The organism is Janibacter indicus (assembly GCF_900176385.1).
GTDB lineage: Bacteria > Actinomycetota > Actinomycetes > Actinomycetales > Dermatophilaceae > Janibacter > Janibacter indicus.
This window is the reverse complement of record NZ_FWXN01000006.1, coordinates 1-16,591: the sequence shown is the minus strand read 5'-3', so window position 1 is coordinate 16,591 and position 16,591 is coordinate 1. Positions and strand designations below refer to the sequence as shown.

The 16,591-nt window shown below is 70.2% G+C and carries 18 protein-coding genes; 4 read left to right on the top strand and 14 right to left on the bottom strand.

Annotated features, from left to right (window positions below; genetic code table 11):
* Complete coding sequence (locus tag B9B60_RS08090; RefSeq protein WP_084450786.1) at positions 1-849, top strand: DUF4097 family beta strand repeat-containing protein; 849 nt, start codon at positions 1-3, stop codon at positions 847-849.
* Between the two features lie 61 nt (positions 850-910).
* Here B9B60_RS08090 and B9B60_RS08085 read toward each other — a convergent pair whose 3' ends face one another.
* Genes B9B60_RS08085 through B9B60_RS08070 form a run of 4 tightly spaced genes read right to left on the bottom strand, consistent with a single transcriptional unit; the run spans position 911 to position 5,518 of the window.
* Entirely contained in the window at positions 911-1,564 is a 654-nt protein-coding gene (locus tag B9B60_RS08085; protein ID WP_084450784.1) for a LutC/YkgG family protein, read from the bottom strand.
* The gene (locus B9B60_RS08080; RefSeq protein WP_084450783.1) at positions 1,561-3,030 is read right to left on the bottom strand and encodes a LutB/LldF family L-lactate oxidation iron-sulfur protein; all 1,470 of its coding nucleotides are present in this window, start codon (positions 3,028-3,030) and stop codon (positions 1,561-1,563) included. Before B9B60_RS08080 ends, B9B60_RS08085 begins: the two co-directional genes overlap by 4 nt.
* Positions 3,027-3,803, bottom strand: coding sequence for a (Fe-S)-binding protein (locus tag B9B60_RS08075; RefSeq protein WP_407656465.1), 777 nt, complete (start codon positions 3,801-3,803; stop codon positions 3,027-3,029). Before B9B60_RS08075 ends, B9B60_RS08080 begins: the two co-directional genes overlap by 4 nt.
* Complete coding sequence (locus tag B9B60_RS08070) at positions 3,788-5,518, bottom strand: L-lactate permease (protein ID WP_083545914.1); 1,731 nt, start codon at positions 5,516-5,518, stop codon at positions 3,788-3,790. The genes B9B60_RS08075 and B9B60_RS08070 overlap by 16 nt, the downstream gene beginning before the upstream one ends.
* Positions 5,519-5,690: 172 nt before the next feature.
* Between B9B60_RS08070 and B9B60_RS08065 the strand changes: the two genes are divergently transcribed.
* A complete protein-coding gene (locus tag B9B60_RS08065) occupies positions 5,691-6,419 on the top strand; it encodes a FadR/GntR family transcriptional regulator (RefSeq protein WP_234993797.1) in 729 nt (242 codons plus the stop codon).
* 3 nt (positions 6,420-6,422) lie between these two features.
* On the opposite strand, the gene B9B60_RS08060 is transcribed toward B9B60_RS08065, so the two are convergent.
* Positions 6,423-7,283 (bottom strand): Fpg/Nei family DNA glycosylase, encoded by an 861-nt coding sequence (locus tag B9B60_RS08060; protein ID WP_084450777.1) that lies wholly within the window; start codon positions 7,281-7,283, stop codon positions 6,423-6,425.
* On the bottom strand, positions 7,276-8,343 hold the full coding sequence (locus B9B60_RS08055) for an App1 family protein (RefSeq protein WP_084450775.1): 1,068 nt from the start codon (positions 8,341-8,343) through the stop codon (positions 7,276-7,278). The genes B9B60_RS08060 and B9B60_RS08055 overlap by 8 nt, the downstream gene beginning before the upstream one ends.
* 89 nt (positions 8,344-8,432) lie before the next feature.
* Here B9B60_RS08055 and B9B60_RS08050 point away from each other — a divergent pair, with 89 nt between their 5' ends.
* Positions 8,433-9,677, top strand: coding sequence for a hypothetical protein (locus B9B60_RS08050; RefSeq protein ID WP_143445502.1), 1,245 nt, complete (start codon positions 8,433-8,435; stop codon positions 9,675-9,677).
* Positions 9,678-9,758: 81 nt separating this feature from the next.
* Here B9B60_RS08050 and B9B60_RS08045 read toward each other — a convergent pair whose 3' ends face one another.
* From B9B60_RS08045 to B9B60_RS08025, 5 genes are read right to left on the bottom strand one after another with little or no spacing between them, the layout of a single operon-like run.
* A complete protein-coding gene (locus B9B60_RS08045; protein ID WP_035903762.1) occupies positions 9,759-10,079 on the bottom strand; it encodes a putative quinol monooxygenase in 321 nt (106 codons plus the stop codon).
* Positions 10,080-10,104: 25 nt separating this feature from the next.
* Positions 10,105-10,461 carry an ArsC/Spx/MgsR family protein gene (locus tag B9B60_RS08040; RefSeq protein ID WP_072623427.1) on the bottom strand — a complete coding sequence of 119 codons (357 nt, stop codon included), beginning with the start codon at positions 10,459-10,461 and terminating at the stop codon, positions 10,105-10,107.
* Positions 10,462-10,470: 9 nt separating this feature from the next.
* On the bottom strand, positions 10,471-11,349 hold the full coding sequence (locus B9B60_RS08035) for a bile acid:sodium symporter family protein (RefSeq protein WP_084450771.1): 879 nt from the start codon (positions 11,347-11,349) through the stop codon (positions 10,471-10,473).
* Between the two features lie 53 nt (positions 11,350-11,402).
* Positions 11,403-12,314, bottom strand: coding sequence for an exodeoxyribonuclease III (locus B9B60_RS08030; RefSeq protein ID WP_084451139.1), 912 nt, complete (start codon positions 12,312-12,314; stop codon positions 11,403-11,405).
* A gap of 2 nt (positions 12,315-12,316) precedes the next feature.
* Positions 12,317-12,631, bottom strand: coding sequence for a GNAT family N-acetyltransferase (locus tag B9B60_RS08025; protein ID WP_234993796.1), 315 nt, complete (start codon positions 12,629-12,631; stop codon positions 12,317-12,319).
* A gap of 104 nt (positions 12,632-12,735) precedes the next feature.
* Between B9B60_RS08025 and gdhA the strand changes: the two genes are divergently transcribed.
* Positions 12,736-14,091 (top strand): NADP-specific glutamate dehydrogenase, encoded by a 1,356-nt coding sequence (gene gdhA, locus B9B60_RS08020; protein WP_200811188.1) that lies wholly within the window; start codon positions 12,736-12,738, stop codon positions 14,089-14,091.
* A gap of 323 nt (positions 14,092-14,414) precedes the next feature.
* Here the strand turns inward: gdhA and B9B60_RS08015 are convergent, their stop codons facing one another.
* From B9B60_RS08015 to B9B60_RS08010, 3 genes are all read right to left on the bottom strand, one after another.
* Complete coding sequence (locus B9B60_RS08015; protein WP_072623430.1) at positions 14,415-14,675, bottom strand: hypothetical protein; 261 nt, start codon at positions 14,673-14,675, stop codon at positions 14,415-14,417.
* Positions 14,676-14,773: 98 nt separating this feature from the next.
* Complete coding sequence (locus B9B60_RS16870; RefSeq protein WP_125932753.1) at positions 14,774-15,457, bottom strand: MAE_28990/MAE_18760 family HEPN-like nuclease; 684 nt, start codon at positions 15,455-15,457, stop codon at positions 14,774-14,776.
* A 3-nt stretch (positions 15,458-15,460) separates the two neighbouring features.
* On the bottom strand, positions 15,461-16,456 hold the full coding sequence (locus B9B60_RS08010; protein ID WP_143445500.1) for a DUF262 domain-containing protein: 996 nt from the start codon (positions 16,454-16,456) through the stop codon (positions 15,461-15,463).
* Positions 16,457-16,591 lie beyond the last annotated feature (135 nt).

The following is a 16,591-nucleotide window of genomic DNA, read 5'->3' as shown; positions in this document are numbered from 1 at the left end:
ATGACCACCACGCCGCTACCGCCCCGTCCGGGCGAGCCGACCGACCCCGAGCTGCGCGATCGCTACCTGACCGATGCCGCCCGCGAGCGCGAGGAGCGCCGCGTCGAGTCCGTCCGGCTCGCGGCGGAGCCGGCGCCCTCGCATACGCCCGTCGGTGCGATCCGGGTCATCGCCCTCCTCGTCACCACCGTCCTCGTCGCCGGGGCCGGGCTGAGCCTGCTCGGCCCGATGCTCAAGCAGTCGGAGACGACCGACTACCAGCTCTCTGCGGCAGGCGAGCTCGACTTCGAGGGAGCCGTCGGTGACGTGCGGGTGCGGGCCGCCGAGCCGGGTGAGTCGCCCCGGGCCGTCGCCACGAGCACCTGGGGGCTGCGCGAACCGCGCAACTCCGTGCGCACCTCCAGCGGCGCGACCCGGGTGACGTCGCACTGCCCCAGCCCCGGTCTCGGGACGGTGTGCGAGGTCGACTGGCTCATCGTCGTGCCCGCCGACACCGAGCTCGACATCGAGCACGGCGTCGGGCAGGTCACCGTCGAGGGCACCTCGGGTGACCTCGACGTGCAGGTCGGCGTCGGTGACGTGACCGTCTCCGAGGCCACGGGGGAGCGCTTCGAGGCCGAGGTCGGGGTCGGCGCACTCGAGTACGAGGCCGTCGAGCCGCCGCGGGTCGTCGAGGCCCGGGTCGGGGTCGGTGAGCTCGTGGTGCGGGTGCCCGACACGGTGCGCTACCGGGTCGACACCGGCAACGGCGCCGCCGAGGTGGCCAACTCCCTCGGCAGCGACCCGAGCGCGAACCGCCGGATCATCCTCGAGTCCGGGGTCGGCGCGGTGCGCGTCGACCCGAGCTGAGCGGGTCTGCCCGAGCACGGCGGGGCCGGGGCGCCACGCGGGTGTGGCGCCCCGGCCCCGCTCAGTCTGGCGCGTCGGCGACGAGGACCATGACGAGCGTGCGGGGGCCGTGCACACCCTCGACCCGTTGCAGCTCGATGTCGCTCGTGGCGCTCGGGCCACTGATCCACGTGAGCGGTCGGGCGCCTTCGGCGCCGGGGCGCAAACGTGCGACGGCATCGGGCACGTCGGCGACGACCTGGTCGGCCCGCACGACGCACACGTGGGTGTCGGGCACCAGGGTGATCGCGCGCCGGCCCTGGGCCGGCCCGTGGTCGAGCACGATGGTCCCCGTCTCGGCGATCCCGAGCGCGGCGCCCGTGACGACGCCGTCGATCGCGTCGAGGGAGGCATGGGTCGGGGTCTCGGCCTCCCGGTGCACCTGCGCCACCGTGGCGATCGCGTCGACCCACTCGGCCTCGAGGCCGGTCGGGACGACGACGCTGCTGCAGCCGTGCCGGGTCAGGGCCGTCGTGATCGCCTCGGCCGCGCCCGCCGGGGTCGCGTGCACGACCTCGGCGCGGTAGTCGGCGACCGTCTCGGCGAACTGCGTCAGGCCGTGGGCGTCGACGGGCCCCCGGTCGCGCATCGGCTCGCGGGGCGTGAATCCCGCCGCAGTCGTGACGTCGGCGGTGGCCCCGCGGACGCGGGCGAGGATCTCCTCGCGTGCGCTCATCGCTCGTCCTTCCTCTCGCGGGCCCACCAGTGCCGGAAGGACTCGGTGGGCGGTGTCGGCAGGTCGCGGGCGTCGGTCCACGCGCCGAGCCCCGGGACCGATCGGACCGTGCGGTCGCCGATGAGACGACCGGCGAGCCCGGCGGCTCGCTGCGCCCCGGCGAGGCGGCGCGGGTCGGACAGCACCCACGCGGCGGCGCGCATGGCGGCGGACTCGGCGGCGTGTCCCTCCTGCTCGGTCACCCGGCCCCGCAGCTCCACGAGCAACTCCGGGATGTTGATCCGCACCGGGCAGGCGTCGAAGCACGCACCGCACAGGCTCGAGGCGTAGGGCAGCGACTGGTCGACCTCGCTGGTCGTGCCGCGCAGCTGTGGGTTGAGCACCGCGCCGATGGGGCCGGGGTAGACCGAGCCGTAGGCATGGCCACCGGTGCGTTCGTAGACCGGGCAGACGTTGAGGCAGGCCGAGCAGCGGATGCAGCGCAGCGCCTCTCGGCCGACGGTGTCCGCGAGCACGTGGCTGCGTCCGTTGTCGAGCAGGATGACGTGCACGTCCTGGGGGCCGTCGTCCTCGTGGGCTCCGGTCCACATCGTCGTGTAGGGGTTCATCCGCTCGGCGGTGCTCGAGCGGGGCAGCAGCTGCATCATCGGGCCGAGGTCGTCCCAGGTGGGCAGCACCTTTTCGATCCCGACGACGGTGATGAGCGTCTCGGGGAGGGTCAGGCACATGCGGCCGTTGCCCTCGGACTCGACGACGACGAGGGTGCCCGTGTCGGCGATGGCGAAGTTCGCCCCCGAGATCCCCACGCGGGCGCGCAGGAACTTCTCGCGCAGGTGCAGCCGGGCGGCCTCGGCGAGAGCCGCCGGGTCGTCGGTGAGCTCCTCCGGCGCGGGGCGGCCGACCGCAGCCATCTCGCGGAGGAAGATCTCACGGATCTCGCTGCGGTTGCGGTGGATCGCCGGGACGAGGATGTGACTGGGGCGATCGTGGCCGAGCTGGACGATGAGCTCGGCGAGGTCGGTCTCCCACGCGTGGACCCCGGCCTCCTCGAGTGCTTCATTGAGCTCGATCTCCTGGGTCGCCATGGACTTGACCTTGACGACCTCGTCGGCCTCCTTGGCCCGCACCACCTCGAGGGCGATCCGGTTGGCCTCGGCGGCGTCACGGGCCCAGTGGACGGTCGCGCCCCGGGCCGTCAGCGATGCCTCGAGCTGCTCGAGGTAGTCGCCGAGGTGGGTGAGGGCCTCGTCCTTGGCCTCGGCGCCGGCCACCCGCAGGGCCTCCCACTGCGGGACCTCGGCGACGGCTGCGGCGCGCTTGTCGCGGATCGTGTGCGTCGCGTGGCGCAGGTTCTTGCGCTGCTGGGTGTTGGCGAGCGCGCCGCGTGCGGCCTCCGGGAAGGCGGGCATGCCGACGAAGGTCGGCGAGGTCGCCTGCACGGGGCCACCGGGGGTGCGTGTGCTCATGACGGGTCCTCCTCGGTCGACGCCAGGATCTCGGCGAGGTGCATCTGGCGCACCCCGGAGCGCTGCCGCCCGAGCATCCCGCCGATGTGGGCCAGGCAGGAGTTGTCGCTCGCGACGAGCACCTCCGCCTCGGTGGCTCGCACGCTGCGGCACTTGTCGGCCCCCATGGCGACGGACACGTCGGAGTTCTTCATCGCGAAGGTGCCGCCGAAGCCGCAGCACTCCGTCGCCCCCGGCAGGTCGACGAGCTCGATCCCCCGCACCGCACGCAGCAGCTGCAGCGGCTTGTCGCCGACACGCAGCATGCGCAGGGAGTGGCAGGTCGGGTGGTAGGTGACGCGGTGCGGGAACCAGGCGCCGACGTCGGTCACGCCGAGCACGTCGACGAGGAACTCCGACAGCTCGTGGACCCGGGGCGCCACCTGCTGGACCTGGCCGAGGAGCCGGTCCTCACCGGCCTGCCGGGCGATCGTCGCGTGCTGCTCGCGGACCGAACCGACGCACGACCCCGAGGGGGCGACGACGGCGTCGTATCCCTCGAAGACGTCGACGAAGCGGCGCACCATCGGGACGGCGTCGCGCCCGTAGCCGGTGTTGGTGAGGGCCTGGCCGCAGCACGCCTGCTGCATCGGGAAGTCGACGCGGCAGCCGAGCCGGTCGAGCAGCCGCACGGTCGCCTTGAGTGTCTCCGGCCACATCGTGTCGTTGAAGCACGTGGCGAAGAGGGCGACCTTGAGGTCGGTGCGGGCCGGCGCGGTCACGGGAGCATCCACGACAGGACTGTCGACTGCAGGCCGACGATGAGGCACATGACGACGATGAGTCCGATGCTCCAGGGGAGCACCTTGCGCAGGATGGCGGACTCCTGGCCGACGAGACCGACGGCCGTGGCCGCGATCGTGAGGTTCTGCGGGCTGATCATCTTGCCGACGACTCCTCCGGAGGTGTTGGCCGCGACGAGCAGGGTCGGGTCGATCCCCGCCCGCTCGGCGGCGCTCTGCTGCAGGGTGGCGAAGAGCGCGTTGGCGCTCGTGTCCGAGCCGGTGACCGCCGTGCCGAGCCACCCGAGCAAGGGGCTGAGGAAGGCGAAGGCGGTTCCGGTCCCGGCGATCCAGGCACCGATGGTGATCGTCTGCCCGGAGAGGTTCATGACGTAGGCGAGGGCGAGGACCGAGGCGACGGTGACGAAGGCCCAGCGCATCTTCACCGCGGTCTCCTTCATCTCGGCGGCCAGGCCGGAGAAGCCGATCCCGTAGGCCAGGGCCACGACGACGGCGCAGGCGAGGAGCATGGTGCCGGGGGAGGAGAGCCAGGAGAAGGAGTAGGTCGCCGAGGCGTTGACGCTGCCGTCGTGGGTGAGCACCTCACCGGCCAGACCGGGCCAGGGGATCTTGACGTTGGTCCCCGTGAGCCAGGTGTCGACGGCCGGCACGAGCTTGGCGATCGAGAAGACGGCGACGACGAGGACGTAGGGGAACATCGCCCAGGCGATGCGGCGCGGCGTGAGGGCGCGGGCCTGGGAGTCGAGCTCCTCGGGCGTGATCTGGTAGGCGTCGGCCGACCCGCCGCCGGTCGTAGGGCCGTCGGCCCCGGCGAGGGCGAACTGCTGCTCCCGCTCGACCTGGAGCGACTCGGTGGCCTCGTCACCGCCGGTCGGCTGCCAGGTCCGCAGGAAGGCGACGGCGACGGCGAGCGAGACGAGGGAGGCGATGATGTCGGTCATCTCGACCGAGATCCACGTCGCCGAGACCCACTGGGTGATGGCGAAGGCGAGGCCGATGACGACGGCGGCCGGCCAGGTCTGGCGGACCCCCCTTCGCCCGTCGACCATGAAGACGAGGAGCAGCGGGACGAAGATGGCGATGATCGGTGCCTGGTGGCCGACGTAGGCACCGATCTCCTCGTAGGGGATGCCGGTGAGGTTGCCGGCGGTGAGGATCGGGATGGCGATGGCCCCGAAGGCGACGGGGGCGGTGTTGGCCAGCAGCACGACCGTGGCGGCGCGAAGGGGGGCGAAGCCCACCGCCATGAGCATGACGCCGGTGATGGCCACGGGGGCGCCGAAGCCGGCGAGGGCCTCGAGGAGCGCGCCGAAGCAGAAGGCGATGATGATCGCCTGGATCCGCGGGTCGTCGGAGATGAGCCGGAAGGTCGCGCGCAGGTCCTCGAAGTGACCCGAGCGCACCGTGACCTCGTAGAGGACGATCGCGGTGAAGACGATCCACATGATGGGGAAGAGGCCGAAGACGGCGCCCTCGGTCGCCGCGAGCGCGGCGAGGTGGGCTGGCATCCCGAAGAAGACGACCGCCACGAGGATCGCGACCGCCACGGCGGTCAGGCCGGCCCAGTGCGCCTTCCACTTCAGCAGACCGAGGGTGACGAAGATCGTCACCAGCGGCACGAGGGCCACGAGGGCTGAGACGGTGAGGCTGTCGAGCACCGGAGCGATCTCCGGTGTGAAGTCCATCGGTACGGCGGTGGGGGTCATCGGGGCTCCGGGTGCACGTCGTCGGGCGGGAGGATCGACGTAATGGTCCGACCATTGCGTCGAGGACAACGGTAGACCCGGTGAGGCCCTCCCGTCAATGGTCGGACCAAAAGAACCGGCAATGGTCCGACCACTTCTCCCGGCCGCCGCGAGGCCGTGCCATCCTGTGCTCGTGAGCGAAGATCCCAGCCCCGCGAGGCCCGGCGCGGGCCTCAAGGCCTACGAGGTCGTGCTCGCCTGGGTCGACGAGCGCATCCTCGACGGTCGGCTGCGGGTCGGCGACACCCTGCCGGCGGAGCGCGAGCTGGCCCGGATGCTCGAGGTGGGTCGTGCTGCGGTGCGCGAGGCGGTGCGCACGCTCGAGGCCCAGGGGGTCGTGCGTTCGTCGGTCGGGGCCGGTGGCGCCGGCGGGACGATGATCACCGCGGTGCCCAGCGGCGCCCTCGCCCGTCTGCTGCGCCTGCACGTGGCGCTCGCCAACTTCCCGCTGCCCGACGTGCTCGAGGTGCGGGTGGCTCTCGAGACGGTGAGCGTGCGCCTCGCCGCGGCGCACGCGACACCGGAGCAGCTGTCCGAGATGACCCGGCTGCTCGACCTCATGGAGACCCCGGGGATCGACCGGGAGCGGTTCAACGACCACGACACCGCCTTCCACGTCGCGCTCGCCGAGGCCGCGGGCAACCAGCTGGCCCGCGACGTCACTGCAGCCATCCGTGAGTCGATGCGGCTGCCGATCCTCGACGCCTTCCGCACCGTCGGCGCCTGGGGCGAGGTCGCCGACAAGCTGCGGGCGGACCACCGGCGGATCCACGCGGCGATCGCGGCCGGCGACGGTGATCTCGCGGCGGCGGCCACGGAGGAGCACATCCGCTCGGCATGGCGGCTGATCACCACCGACTGACGGCTACTTGAGGAACTTGCTCGTCCGCCGGTCGGCGAGCGGCTTGCCGCCGGTCTGGCAGGTGGCGCAGTACTGCAGCGACCGGTCGGCGAAGCTCACCTCGCGCACGACGTCACCGCACACGGGGCAGGCCTCGCCAGTGCGTCCGTGGACCCGCATCCCGGCCCGCTTGGCGTCCTTGAGCTCCTTCGCCGGCTTGCCCGAGGCAGCCGCGACGGCGTCGGTCAGGGTCGAGCGCAGGGCCTGGTAGAGCGTGTCCACCTGCTCGTCGGTCAGGGTCGACGCCTTGGCGAAGGGAGACAGCTTGGCCACGTGCAGGACCTCGTCGGAGTAGGCATTGCCCACCCCCGCGATGACCGACTGGTCGCGCAGCACGCCCTTGATCTGGGCGGAGCGGCCGGCGAGCAGCTCGCCGAAGGCCTCGCGGGTGAAGTCGTCGGCGAGCGGGTCGGGTCCCAAGCTCGCGATGCCCGGCACGGCCTGCACGTCGCGCACGAGGTAGGCGGCGAGGCTCTTCTTCGTGCCGGCCTCGGTGACGTCGAAGCCGGAGCCGTCGACGAGCCGCACCCGGAGCGCGATGGGTGACTTGCCGGGCCGCAGCACGGTGCGCGGCAGCTCCTCGGACCAGCGGACCCAGCCGGCGCGGGCGAGGTGCAGCACGAGGTGGATGCCGTCGCAGTCGATGTCGATCCACTTGCCGTGGCGGGTCACCCCGTCGACGGGCGCGCCGGCGAGGGCCTGCGGTGGCGGGTCGAAGGTCTTGAGCACGGAGAAGGACGCGAGCTCCAGCGACTCGACCGCCAGCCCGGCCATCCGCTCGCCGAGGAAGTCGACGAGTCCCTGGACCTCGGGCAGCTCAGGCACGGGCCCGGTCCGTCCCGAGTGCCTCGCGCATCTGCTCGAGCATCGTCCAGCCGTCGTTGGCCCGGCAGATCGGCAGCTCGACGCCGACGTGCTGCTCGAAGTCGTCGGTCGAGATCGGGGTGAAGTGGCTGAGCAGCTGCTCCGTCGTCGACAGCACGCGGATCCCGATGGCGCGCACCCGCTCGGGCAGCTGCTCGGCGAACTCGCCGTAGAGGCTCGGGTCGTGCTGCCCGTCGTCGCCGATGAGCACCCAGCGCACGTCGGGCAGCTCGCGCGCCAGCCGGTGCAGCGCGGCCCGCTTGTGGTCCTGCCCCGAGCGAAACCACCCGGTGTTGGTCGGCCCCCAGTCGGTCATGAGCATCGGCCCGAGCGGGTAGCCGGCGCGGCGCAGGAAGCGGGTGAGGGCGGGCACGAGGTTCCACGCGCCGGTCGAGACGTAGATGATCGGCGCGCCCGGGTGCTCGGCGAGCAGTTCGCGGTACATCGTCGCCATGCCGGGCACGGCGCGGCGGGTGCCCTCGTGGCGGAAGAAGGTGTTCCACGCGGCGATCATCGGCCGCGGCATCGTCGTCGTGATGATCGTGTCGTCGATGTCGGAGACGATGCCGAAGGTCTGGTCCGGCGCGACGATGAAGACCGCGGCGGTCGTGTCGGCAGCGCGTGGCGAGGAGATCTGCAGGTCGTGCCAGCCCGGCTCGAGCCCGTGATCGGTGATCGTCAGGTCGAGCAGACCGGAGCGGTCCACGCGGGTGCGGAACTCGCGCTCGCCGATCGTCACCGTCACCGGCTCACCCGCTGCCGGGGTGGTGAAGAAGACGCGCCACCCCCTTCGCTCGCTGTCGGCGGTGCGCAGCTCCAGCCAGGTGGCGCGGGCATCGGCGGCGGCCGGGGCGTAGGGGCGCCTGGTCATCAGGACCCGGCCGAGGACGCGGACGCGGTCGGCGCTGCCGTAGCCGGTGTGGGCGAGCACGCGGGTGCCCCAGCCCCGGCGGCGCATGGCGCCGGCCACCTGACGGTTCCAGGCGTCCTCGAAGATCGCGGCGGCGTGCGGTCTCGGCATGGGACGAGCCTAGTCCGCGGTCGCGGGCGTGCGGTGCCCCACCGGGCCCTCCTCTGGCAGAGTGGCGCCCGGCGAAGGGAGCGCACGCGGTGGTTGACGAGGTGGCTGGCGGTGGGGTGGTCGACCTCGTGACGATGGGCTGCGCCTGGACCCTCGACCTCACCGCGCTCGACGCCCGCCGCGCCGACGAGACCCGTGACCGGTGGGCGCGGTGCGTCGACCTCGCGATCGACCCCGGCACGATCCGCCTCGACGAGGAGCCGACGACCCTGCGCGTCGGTCTCGGCGACCTGCCCGCGACCGAGGCGGCCGGGTCGGGCGTCGTGGGGTCGGTCGTCACCGCGAGCGACCCGGAGCGCCTGCCCTATGTCCTCTCCCGTGAGATCACCCGGCTCGGCCTGACCCGGCTGCGCGGTCGCGCGAGCCTGCTGCACGCCGCGGCGCTCACCGACGCCGACGGGCGTGCGGTCGTCCTCGTCGCCCCCTCCGGAGGGGGCAAGTCGACGGCCACGCGGGTCCTCGGGGAACGGCTGGGCTATGTCACCGACGAGTCGGTCGTGCTGCTCGCCGACGGGCGGATCGCGCCGCACCCCAAGCCCCCTTCGCTCGTCATCGACCCGGCCGACCGGTGGCACAAGGCGGAGCCGGCGCCCGACGAGGTGGGGCTGGGGCCGACGCCCGCCGCCCCGCGCATCGCCGCCCTGCTCACCCTCGCCCGAGACCCCGACGAGGCGCACCCGCGGATCGAGCCGGTCGGCCTGCTCGACCAGCTGCTCGCCGTGCTCCCGGAGACCTCGTCGACGTGGTGGCTCGACGACGGCCTCGACCGGCTCGCCCGCGCCGTGACGGCCGGCGGCGTCCCCGCCCGCCTCGTCTACGCCGAGGTCGCCACCTGCCACGAGCTCGTCGCGGAGCACCTGGCGCAGGCCGCGCCCGCCGCACCCACCTGGGAGCACCTGCCCCCGGCCGCGCACGAGCGCCTGCCCCGCGACGACGAGGGCTCCGCACCCGAGCCCACCCCCCGGACTCCGCATTGCCCCGGGGGAATGCGCACGGATCAGGCCCCGCCCCGGGTGGTCCGGGCGTCGTGGTCGGACGCGATCGCCTGCGACGGCGAGGTCTTGGTGCTCGCCGGGCCGCGCCCCCTTCGCCTGGCCGGTCCGGGGGCCGTGGCCTGGCGGGCTGCGCGCGAACCGGTCACCGTTGCCGACCTCACCACGACCGTCGTCGCGGAACTCGGGGAGCACCCCGAGGCAGACCGGATCGTGGGCGCGGCGGTCGCCGACCTGATCGACCACGGGGCCCTGCGGCGGGTCGCCTCACCCGCCCCGTGACGTGCGGGTCACGCAAAGAAAATCCCCGGCCCCGCGCGAGGATGAAGCTCCTGCGAGGCCGGGGAAGGTCCTGCTGAGTGGTCAGTCGACCTTCAGCTCGCCCATCTCGTCCCAGCCGCTGCCCTCGACGGTGCGGCTGATGACGCGCGGGGTCTCGGTGATCGCCGGGCGCATCGACTCCATGGCCGCCGCGAAGTGGTCGCTGCCGACGTGGGCCTCGGCGGCGTCGTCCTGGAAGGCCTCGACGAGCACCCACTCGTCCTTGGTCTCCAGGCTCCTCGACCACTCGAAGAAGATGTTGCCCGGCTCGGCGCGCGTGGCCCGGGTGAACTCGTCCACGATCTCCGGCCACCGCTCGGTGTACTCGGGCTTGGTGCGGAACTTCACGACGATGAGGATCATGACTCCACTCTAGTCCTCGGACGCGTCAGCCCCGGACGAAGGGAGCGACCCGGTCCTTGGGCCGGCCGATGATCGCCCGGTCGCCCTTGACGACCACCGGGCGCTGCATGAGGCGCGGGTGCTCGACGAGGACGGCGACGACCTGGTCGACCGTCGCGACGTCGGCGTCGGTCAGGCCCTGGTCCTTGAAGAAGGAGTCGCGGCGCACGAGGTCGGTCGGCTCGTCCTCGAGCTTGCCGATGAGCTCGCGCAGCGCCGCCTCGTCGAGGGGCTGCTTGAGGTACTGGTGCACCTCGGCCGCGACCCCGGCGCCCTCGATCGTCTCGACGGCGGCGCGGGAGGTCGAGCACTTCGGGTTGTGCAGCACGGTGACATCGCTCATGGGGTCAACCTAGACGGCCGGGGCCACGGCCCGCTCGGGCATCCGGCCCAGCGCGACGCCGAAGGCGAAGCCGAAGATGTTCATGACGATCGAGTACACGGCCGCCGGGATGGCGATCTCGGTGCTGCCCATGACGCTGAGCGCGAGGGTCATGGCCAGGGTCGTGTTCTGGATGCCCACCTCGTAGGCGGCCGCCACGCCCTGGGCGCGGTCGAGGCGCAGACCGCGGGCGACGGCGTAGCCGACGCTCAGGGCCAGCGCGCACAGGATGGTGACGAGCAGTCCGGCCGAGCGGGTGTACTCGACGATGTTGTCCCGCTCGGCGACGATCGCCCCGATGGCGACGACGACGAGGAAGACGATGGCGAAGGCCTTGATCGGACGCTCCGCGCGCTCGGCGATCTGCGGGCGGACCGAGCGCAGCCACATGCCGATGGCGACGGGCAGCAGCACGAGCACGACGACCCCGCCGAACTTGCCGAGCTGGACGCCGACCCCCTCGCTCTCCGCGTTGAAGTGGCTCACCGCCCAGCCGGTGATGAGGGGCAGGGTGACGATCGTCAGCACCGAGTTGACCGCCGTGAGCGTGACGTTGAGCGCGACGTCACCGCGGAAGAGGTAGCTGAACATCCCCGCCGTCGTCCCACCGGGCGAGGCGGCGAGGAGCATGACGCCGACCGCGAGGAGCGGCGCGAGGTCGAAGAGCCGGATCAGCCCGTAGGCGAGCAGCGGCAGGAAGAGCATCTGCAGCCCCAGGGCGACGATCACCGCGCGCGGGGCCTCGCGCACCCGGGTGAAGTCGGCCCTGGTGAGCGACAGGCCGAGTCCGAGCATGACGATGCCGATGGCGATGGGGAGCCCGATGGTCAGGGCCGGCGATTGGTCCATGCGCGGAGGTTACCGGCGGGTAGGCGCCGGTGGTAGACCCTCGCGCCGGACGGTCAGTCGGCATAGTCCACCACCACGGCCGCGTGGTCGCTCACCCGCTCCGGACCGCTGGCCGGACGGTCGGTGCCGGCGGTGATCGCGCGCTTCGCCAGGCCGGGGGTGGCGAGGTGGTAGTCGATCCGCCAGCCGGTGTCGCGGTCGAAGGCGCCGCCCATCCACGACCACCAGGACATCGGGCCGGTCGTGTCGGGGTGCATGCGCCGCACGACGTCGACGAGGGTGCGCGGCGAGACGATCGAGTCGAACCACTCGCGCTCCTCGGGCAGGAAGCCCTCGGACTTCTGGTTGGCGCGCCAGTTGGTGACGTCGAGCTGCGTGTGCGCGACGTTGAGGTCGCCGAGCAGGAGGAACTCGCGCCCCGCCGCCCGTGCCGACTTGCGGGAGCGGTCGAGCTGGCGGGCGAAGGAGGCGAGGAAGCCCATCTTGCGCTCGTACTTCGCCCCACCGTCGGGCGCCTCGCGCCCGCCGGGCTTCTGCAGGTGGGCCGGCAGCCCTCCCTTCGGCAGGTACAACGAGGCCACGGTGAGCGGCTGGTCGGAGAGGTCCACCTCGACGTATCTCCCCTCGGAGGCGAAGGGGGACAACCCGCGCGCCATCGTGCCCGGCGGCGACGGCTCGGTGTGCAGATGCTCCTCGCCGGGTGCCCGCATGAGGACCTCGCCGTCCCAGGTCCGCACCGCTGCGGGGCGGGTGCGGGTGAGCACGGCGACGCCGTTGCGGCCGGCGATCTGGCCCGGCTCGTAGGTCAGGTGGTGGTCACCGAAGACGCCGGAGGGCAGCTGCGCGGGCGGGCAGCGGACCTCCTGGAGCGCGACGACATCGGGCTCGCGCTCCGCGAGCCAGGCCTCGAAGCCCCGCCGCTGCGCCGCCCGGATACCGTTGATGTTGAAGGTGGCGACGCGCAGGGTCACTGCGGGATCGCGGCCAGGTCGTCGGGGGTCGGCTGCGCGACGGTGGCGCCGTGGTCGGTGTGCTTGGTCAGCCACTTCGCGACGTAGGGGCAGACCGGCACGACGGTCAGGCCCTCCTCGCGGGTGGCCCGCACGGCCTCCTCGACGACGATGCCGGCCAGGCCGTGCCCGCTGAACTCCTCGCCGACCTCGGTGTGGAAGAAAACCCGGCGGCCGTCGTGGTCGACGAACTGGGCGAAGCCGGCGACGACGCCGTCGGCACTCACCTCGAATCGGTCGGGTCCGGTCTCTCTGCTCACGGAAGCGCTCATGACACCAGCGTCGCACGGGACGGGGACAACGCTGAGACAGCTCGCCTGCACCCGGCCCCGCCGGTTAGCGTGAGGCGACCCACCACCTTCGAAGGAGATCGGCTGTGACCACCCAGGCCCTGCACCCCAACTTCCAAGGGCACTTCGACGAGGTGATCGCGCGCAACCCCGGGGAGCGCGAGTTCCACCAGGCCGTCTACGAGGTCATGCAGTCGTTGTCGCCGATCGCCGGCCGCGTCGACGAGTACGCGCAGTGGTCGATCCTCAAGCGGATGTGCGAGCCGGAGCGGCAGATCATCTTCCGCGTGCCGTGGACCACGGACTCCGGGGACGTCCAGATCAACCGCGGCTTCCGCGTGGAGTTCAACTCCGCGCTCGGCCCCTACAAGGGCGGCCTGCGCTTCCACCCGAGCGTCAACCTGTCGATCATCAAGTTCCTCGGCTTCGAGCAGGTCTTCAAGAACTCGCTGACCGGCATGCCGATCGGTGGCGGCAAGGGTGGCTCCGACTTCGACCCCAAGGGTCGGTCGGACGCCGAGATCATGCGCTTCTGCCAGTCCTTCATGACCGAGCTCTACCGGCACATCGGCGAGTACACCGACGTCCCGGCCGGTGACATCGGCGTCGGCGGCCGCGAGCTGGGCTACCTCTTCGGCCAGTACAAGCGGATCACCAACAGCTGGGAGGCCGGCGTCCTCACCGGCAAGGGCCTGTCGTGGGGCGGCTCGCAGGTGCGCACCGAGGCGACCGGCTACGGCACGGTCTACTTCGTCCAGGAGATGCTCAAGGCCCGGGACGAGTCCTTCGACGGCAAGCGGGTCGTCGTCTCCGGCTCCGGCAATGTCGCGATCTACGCCGTCGAAAAGGTCCACCAGCTCGGCGGCACCGTCGTCGCCGTCTCGGACTCCGGCGGCTACGTCGTCGACGAGTCCGGCATCGACCTGGCCCTGCTGCAGGAGGTCAAGGAGGTCCAGCGCGGGCGCCTGACCGACTACGCCGAGGCGAAGGGAGGGTCCGCCCGCCACGTCGCCGACGGATCCATCTGGGACGTGCCGTGCGACGTCGCCCTGCCGTGCGCGACGCAGAACGAGCTCTCCGAGGAGCACGCCCGCACCCTCGTGAAGAACGGTGTCCGGCTCGTCGCCGAGGGCGCCAACATGCCGTGCGTGCCGGAGGCGATCGAGGTCTTCCGCGAGGCCGGCACCCTCTACGCGCCCGGCAAGGCCTCCAACGCCGGTGGCGTCGCCACCTCCGCGCTCGAGATGCAGCAGAACGCCAGCCGCGACTCGTGGGGCTTCGAGGAGACCGAGCTGCGCCTCGAGGAGATCATGCGCGACATCCACGCCAACTGCCTCGAGACCGCCGAGGAGTTCGACGTCCCGGGTGACTATGTCGCCGGCGCCAACCTCGCCGGCTACATCAAGGTCGCCGACGCGATGGTGGCCCAGGGCGTCATCTGATCCCAACGTTGGTCGAGGTGTGAGGAGCTCTGCGACGAGCCTCGAGACCGCGCCCACCTCGTTGGTCGAGGTGTGAGGAGCTCTGCGACGAGCCTCGAGACCGCTCCCACCTCGTTGGTCGAGGTGTGAGGAGCTCTGCGACGAGCCTCGAGACCCGGTGACCTACCTCGAGACCGCTCCCGGTGAGAGGGCCGGCGCGCTGCCTCGCCCGGTGCCTGAGGAGGCCGACCGCGGCCGTCTCGAAGGGTCGGCGTCGCATGGTCACGTTGTCGTTCTGGACGTCGGCTTGACGCCGCGCCGACCCTCCTCACCTTCCGCGGTCCTCACGAGCACCCGCAGCAGTCGCAGCACTCGTGGTCCTCGAGATGCACCAGCTCGAAGGGAGTCCCGAGGCACAGTCGGACCATCGCGGCGCTGTGCGGCCTCATGCAGATCTCGAAGTCCCCGGCCTCGTGCAGACGCAGCAACTCGGTCGCGGCGAGCATGGCGCTCGCTTCGAGCGGGCTGAGCTCCGGTGCGTAGAGACGGGCGCGCAGCTTGGTCAGCTCGGCGGCGTGGTCGGGGCGCTGGGTGTGTCGGGTCATGCGGCCACCCTGAGCTGCGGCGAAGGGGGTGTCAGCTCCCTTCGTCGGGTCGTAGCTCAACCGCAGCTTGCAGTGAGTCGACCTACCCTCTTGAGGCTCTACGCCGAAGTTATTGCCTTCGTCAGTTGGGCGCTCTTCGCTTCTAAGCGACCAGCCAGAGCTAGCAGTTGCGATCGGTATCTCTTTACATCCTGCGGCGTCGGGATTCGTCCGTCGTTCCCGTGCGCGATATCGTCTCGGCACTTCGTCACATCTCGCAGCATGAGGCGGATGCTGACAGGCTCTGGGTCGTCCTCATTTCCATAGGCGATGTCAATGTCACCATCGCAAACAGGTGACTTCGCGCCCATGAGTTCGAACAGGGCGTCAATCACGTCGCTTTTCGCGCTCGTCACAGTGCGGCGCAGCTTGTGTGGCTCTAGAAGGCCCTGTGGTGGCTTGGCGTCGTCGACCCAAAGGCAGTTGTATGCCACGTACTTTCGGAACAACGCCTCCCGCTGCTTTTGAGCTGGGTTGCTGACGATTTCTTCCATCCGCGGCCTTGAATGGAGCTCGCGAATTCCAACAGGGATCGCTTTGGCGGGAATCTCACCTGTGGATATATCGTCGATGAACTGCTCCGCGAGCGACTTTACGAAGCTTTCAAAGTGGCTGACCAAGAGCACTGTGGCACTGCGACAAATGGCATTCTGTCGGAGTGTGCTGACTGACGACTCGTCGATCAGGTCCAACAGAACCACGACTTCTTCTGTGGCGCCGCTGAAGTCTGCAGATAGTGACATCAGCTAGCTGAAGTCAAAGTCATCGGATGGGTCATCAAAGGCATCAGGGAGATCGACGTGAACGTCGAGCCTCCTAAGTCCATGTGCGAAAGCGCCTACGCGGTAGATCATCCGTTGACGGTCAGCGGTGGCTCGTCCGATCGCCGTTTGAAACTGTTCGTCTTGCAGGAGTGCCTCGAGAACGGCGCGGACGGCTGAGGCTCCGGCGGCCTCTAAGGCGCCATGGTCGGAATGGGCGATGGGGACCATGACGGCATCAAAGAGCGCCTTGTTTAACAGATTCTTTGATCCTGGTACGCGAAACGGAGAATCGCCCAAGATCTTTCCCGCAACGACGCAGCAGTCAGCAAACCGCTGAGCATCTTCTTGGTTGATGGGCTCCTGACGATGGCCCCTCATATACTCGTTTAAGAACTGTCGAAGTGGTGGTTTGTATTCGTCGAGATCGCTCACTAGCGCCAGGAACCGAAGGACAACCTCCTCGAGATCCATCCTCTTGTTGGCAGTCCCGACCAAGTCGGTGAAGTACTCCGCTTGGGCAAGCTCGCGTAGCGAGTCGTTAAAAGGTCCTCGGTAAACCGAGTTTCGCAGCTCTTGCGCGGTCAGTGTAGCGGCACCGGTGTTAAGTCTTTCAAAAACGTCGAACTTGATGTCAGGGTGGCTGTCCTCGGTAATCACGATGCAGCGAATCGTTCGATTCTCGAGGCGGCGGCGATCGCGGGGTGCGAGTTCAGAAAACTTCTTTCCCTCGAGCTCACTCAATACAGGAAGTCCCGACAGCGCAAAGTCATCGAGAAGGAAGTCGCGAATGGTCGTAAGGCGTTGTAGGCCATCGATGACCTCGTACACCCCGTTCTCGTCCTCGGCGAAGTAGCAGACGGGGATAGGTATATTCAAGAGGAGCGACTCGATGAGTCGGCTAGCCTTTGACCGATCCCAGACGTACTTTCGTTGATACTGGATATCGAGGGCGATGTTGCCTTGGGCGATATCATCCACTATCCCCTTGACGCCTAGGTCGTAGGGTTGAGTGACTAGCTGTACTGACCCGGGACGTTAGGTACGGGATGGGCGAGTCGGCGTGACATGAGGAAGACCTCCGAGTGAGGTGTGGAGCTGTTCAGGAACACACAC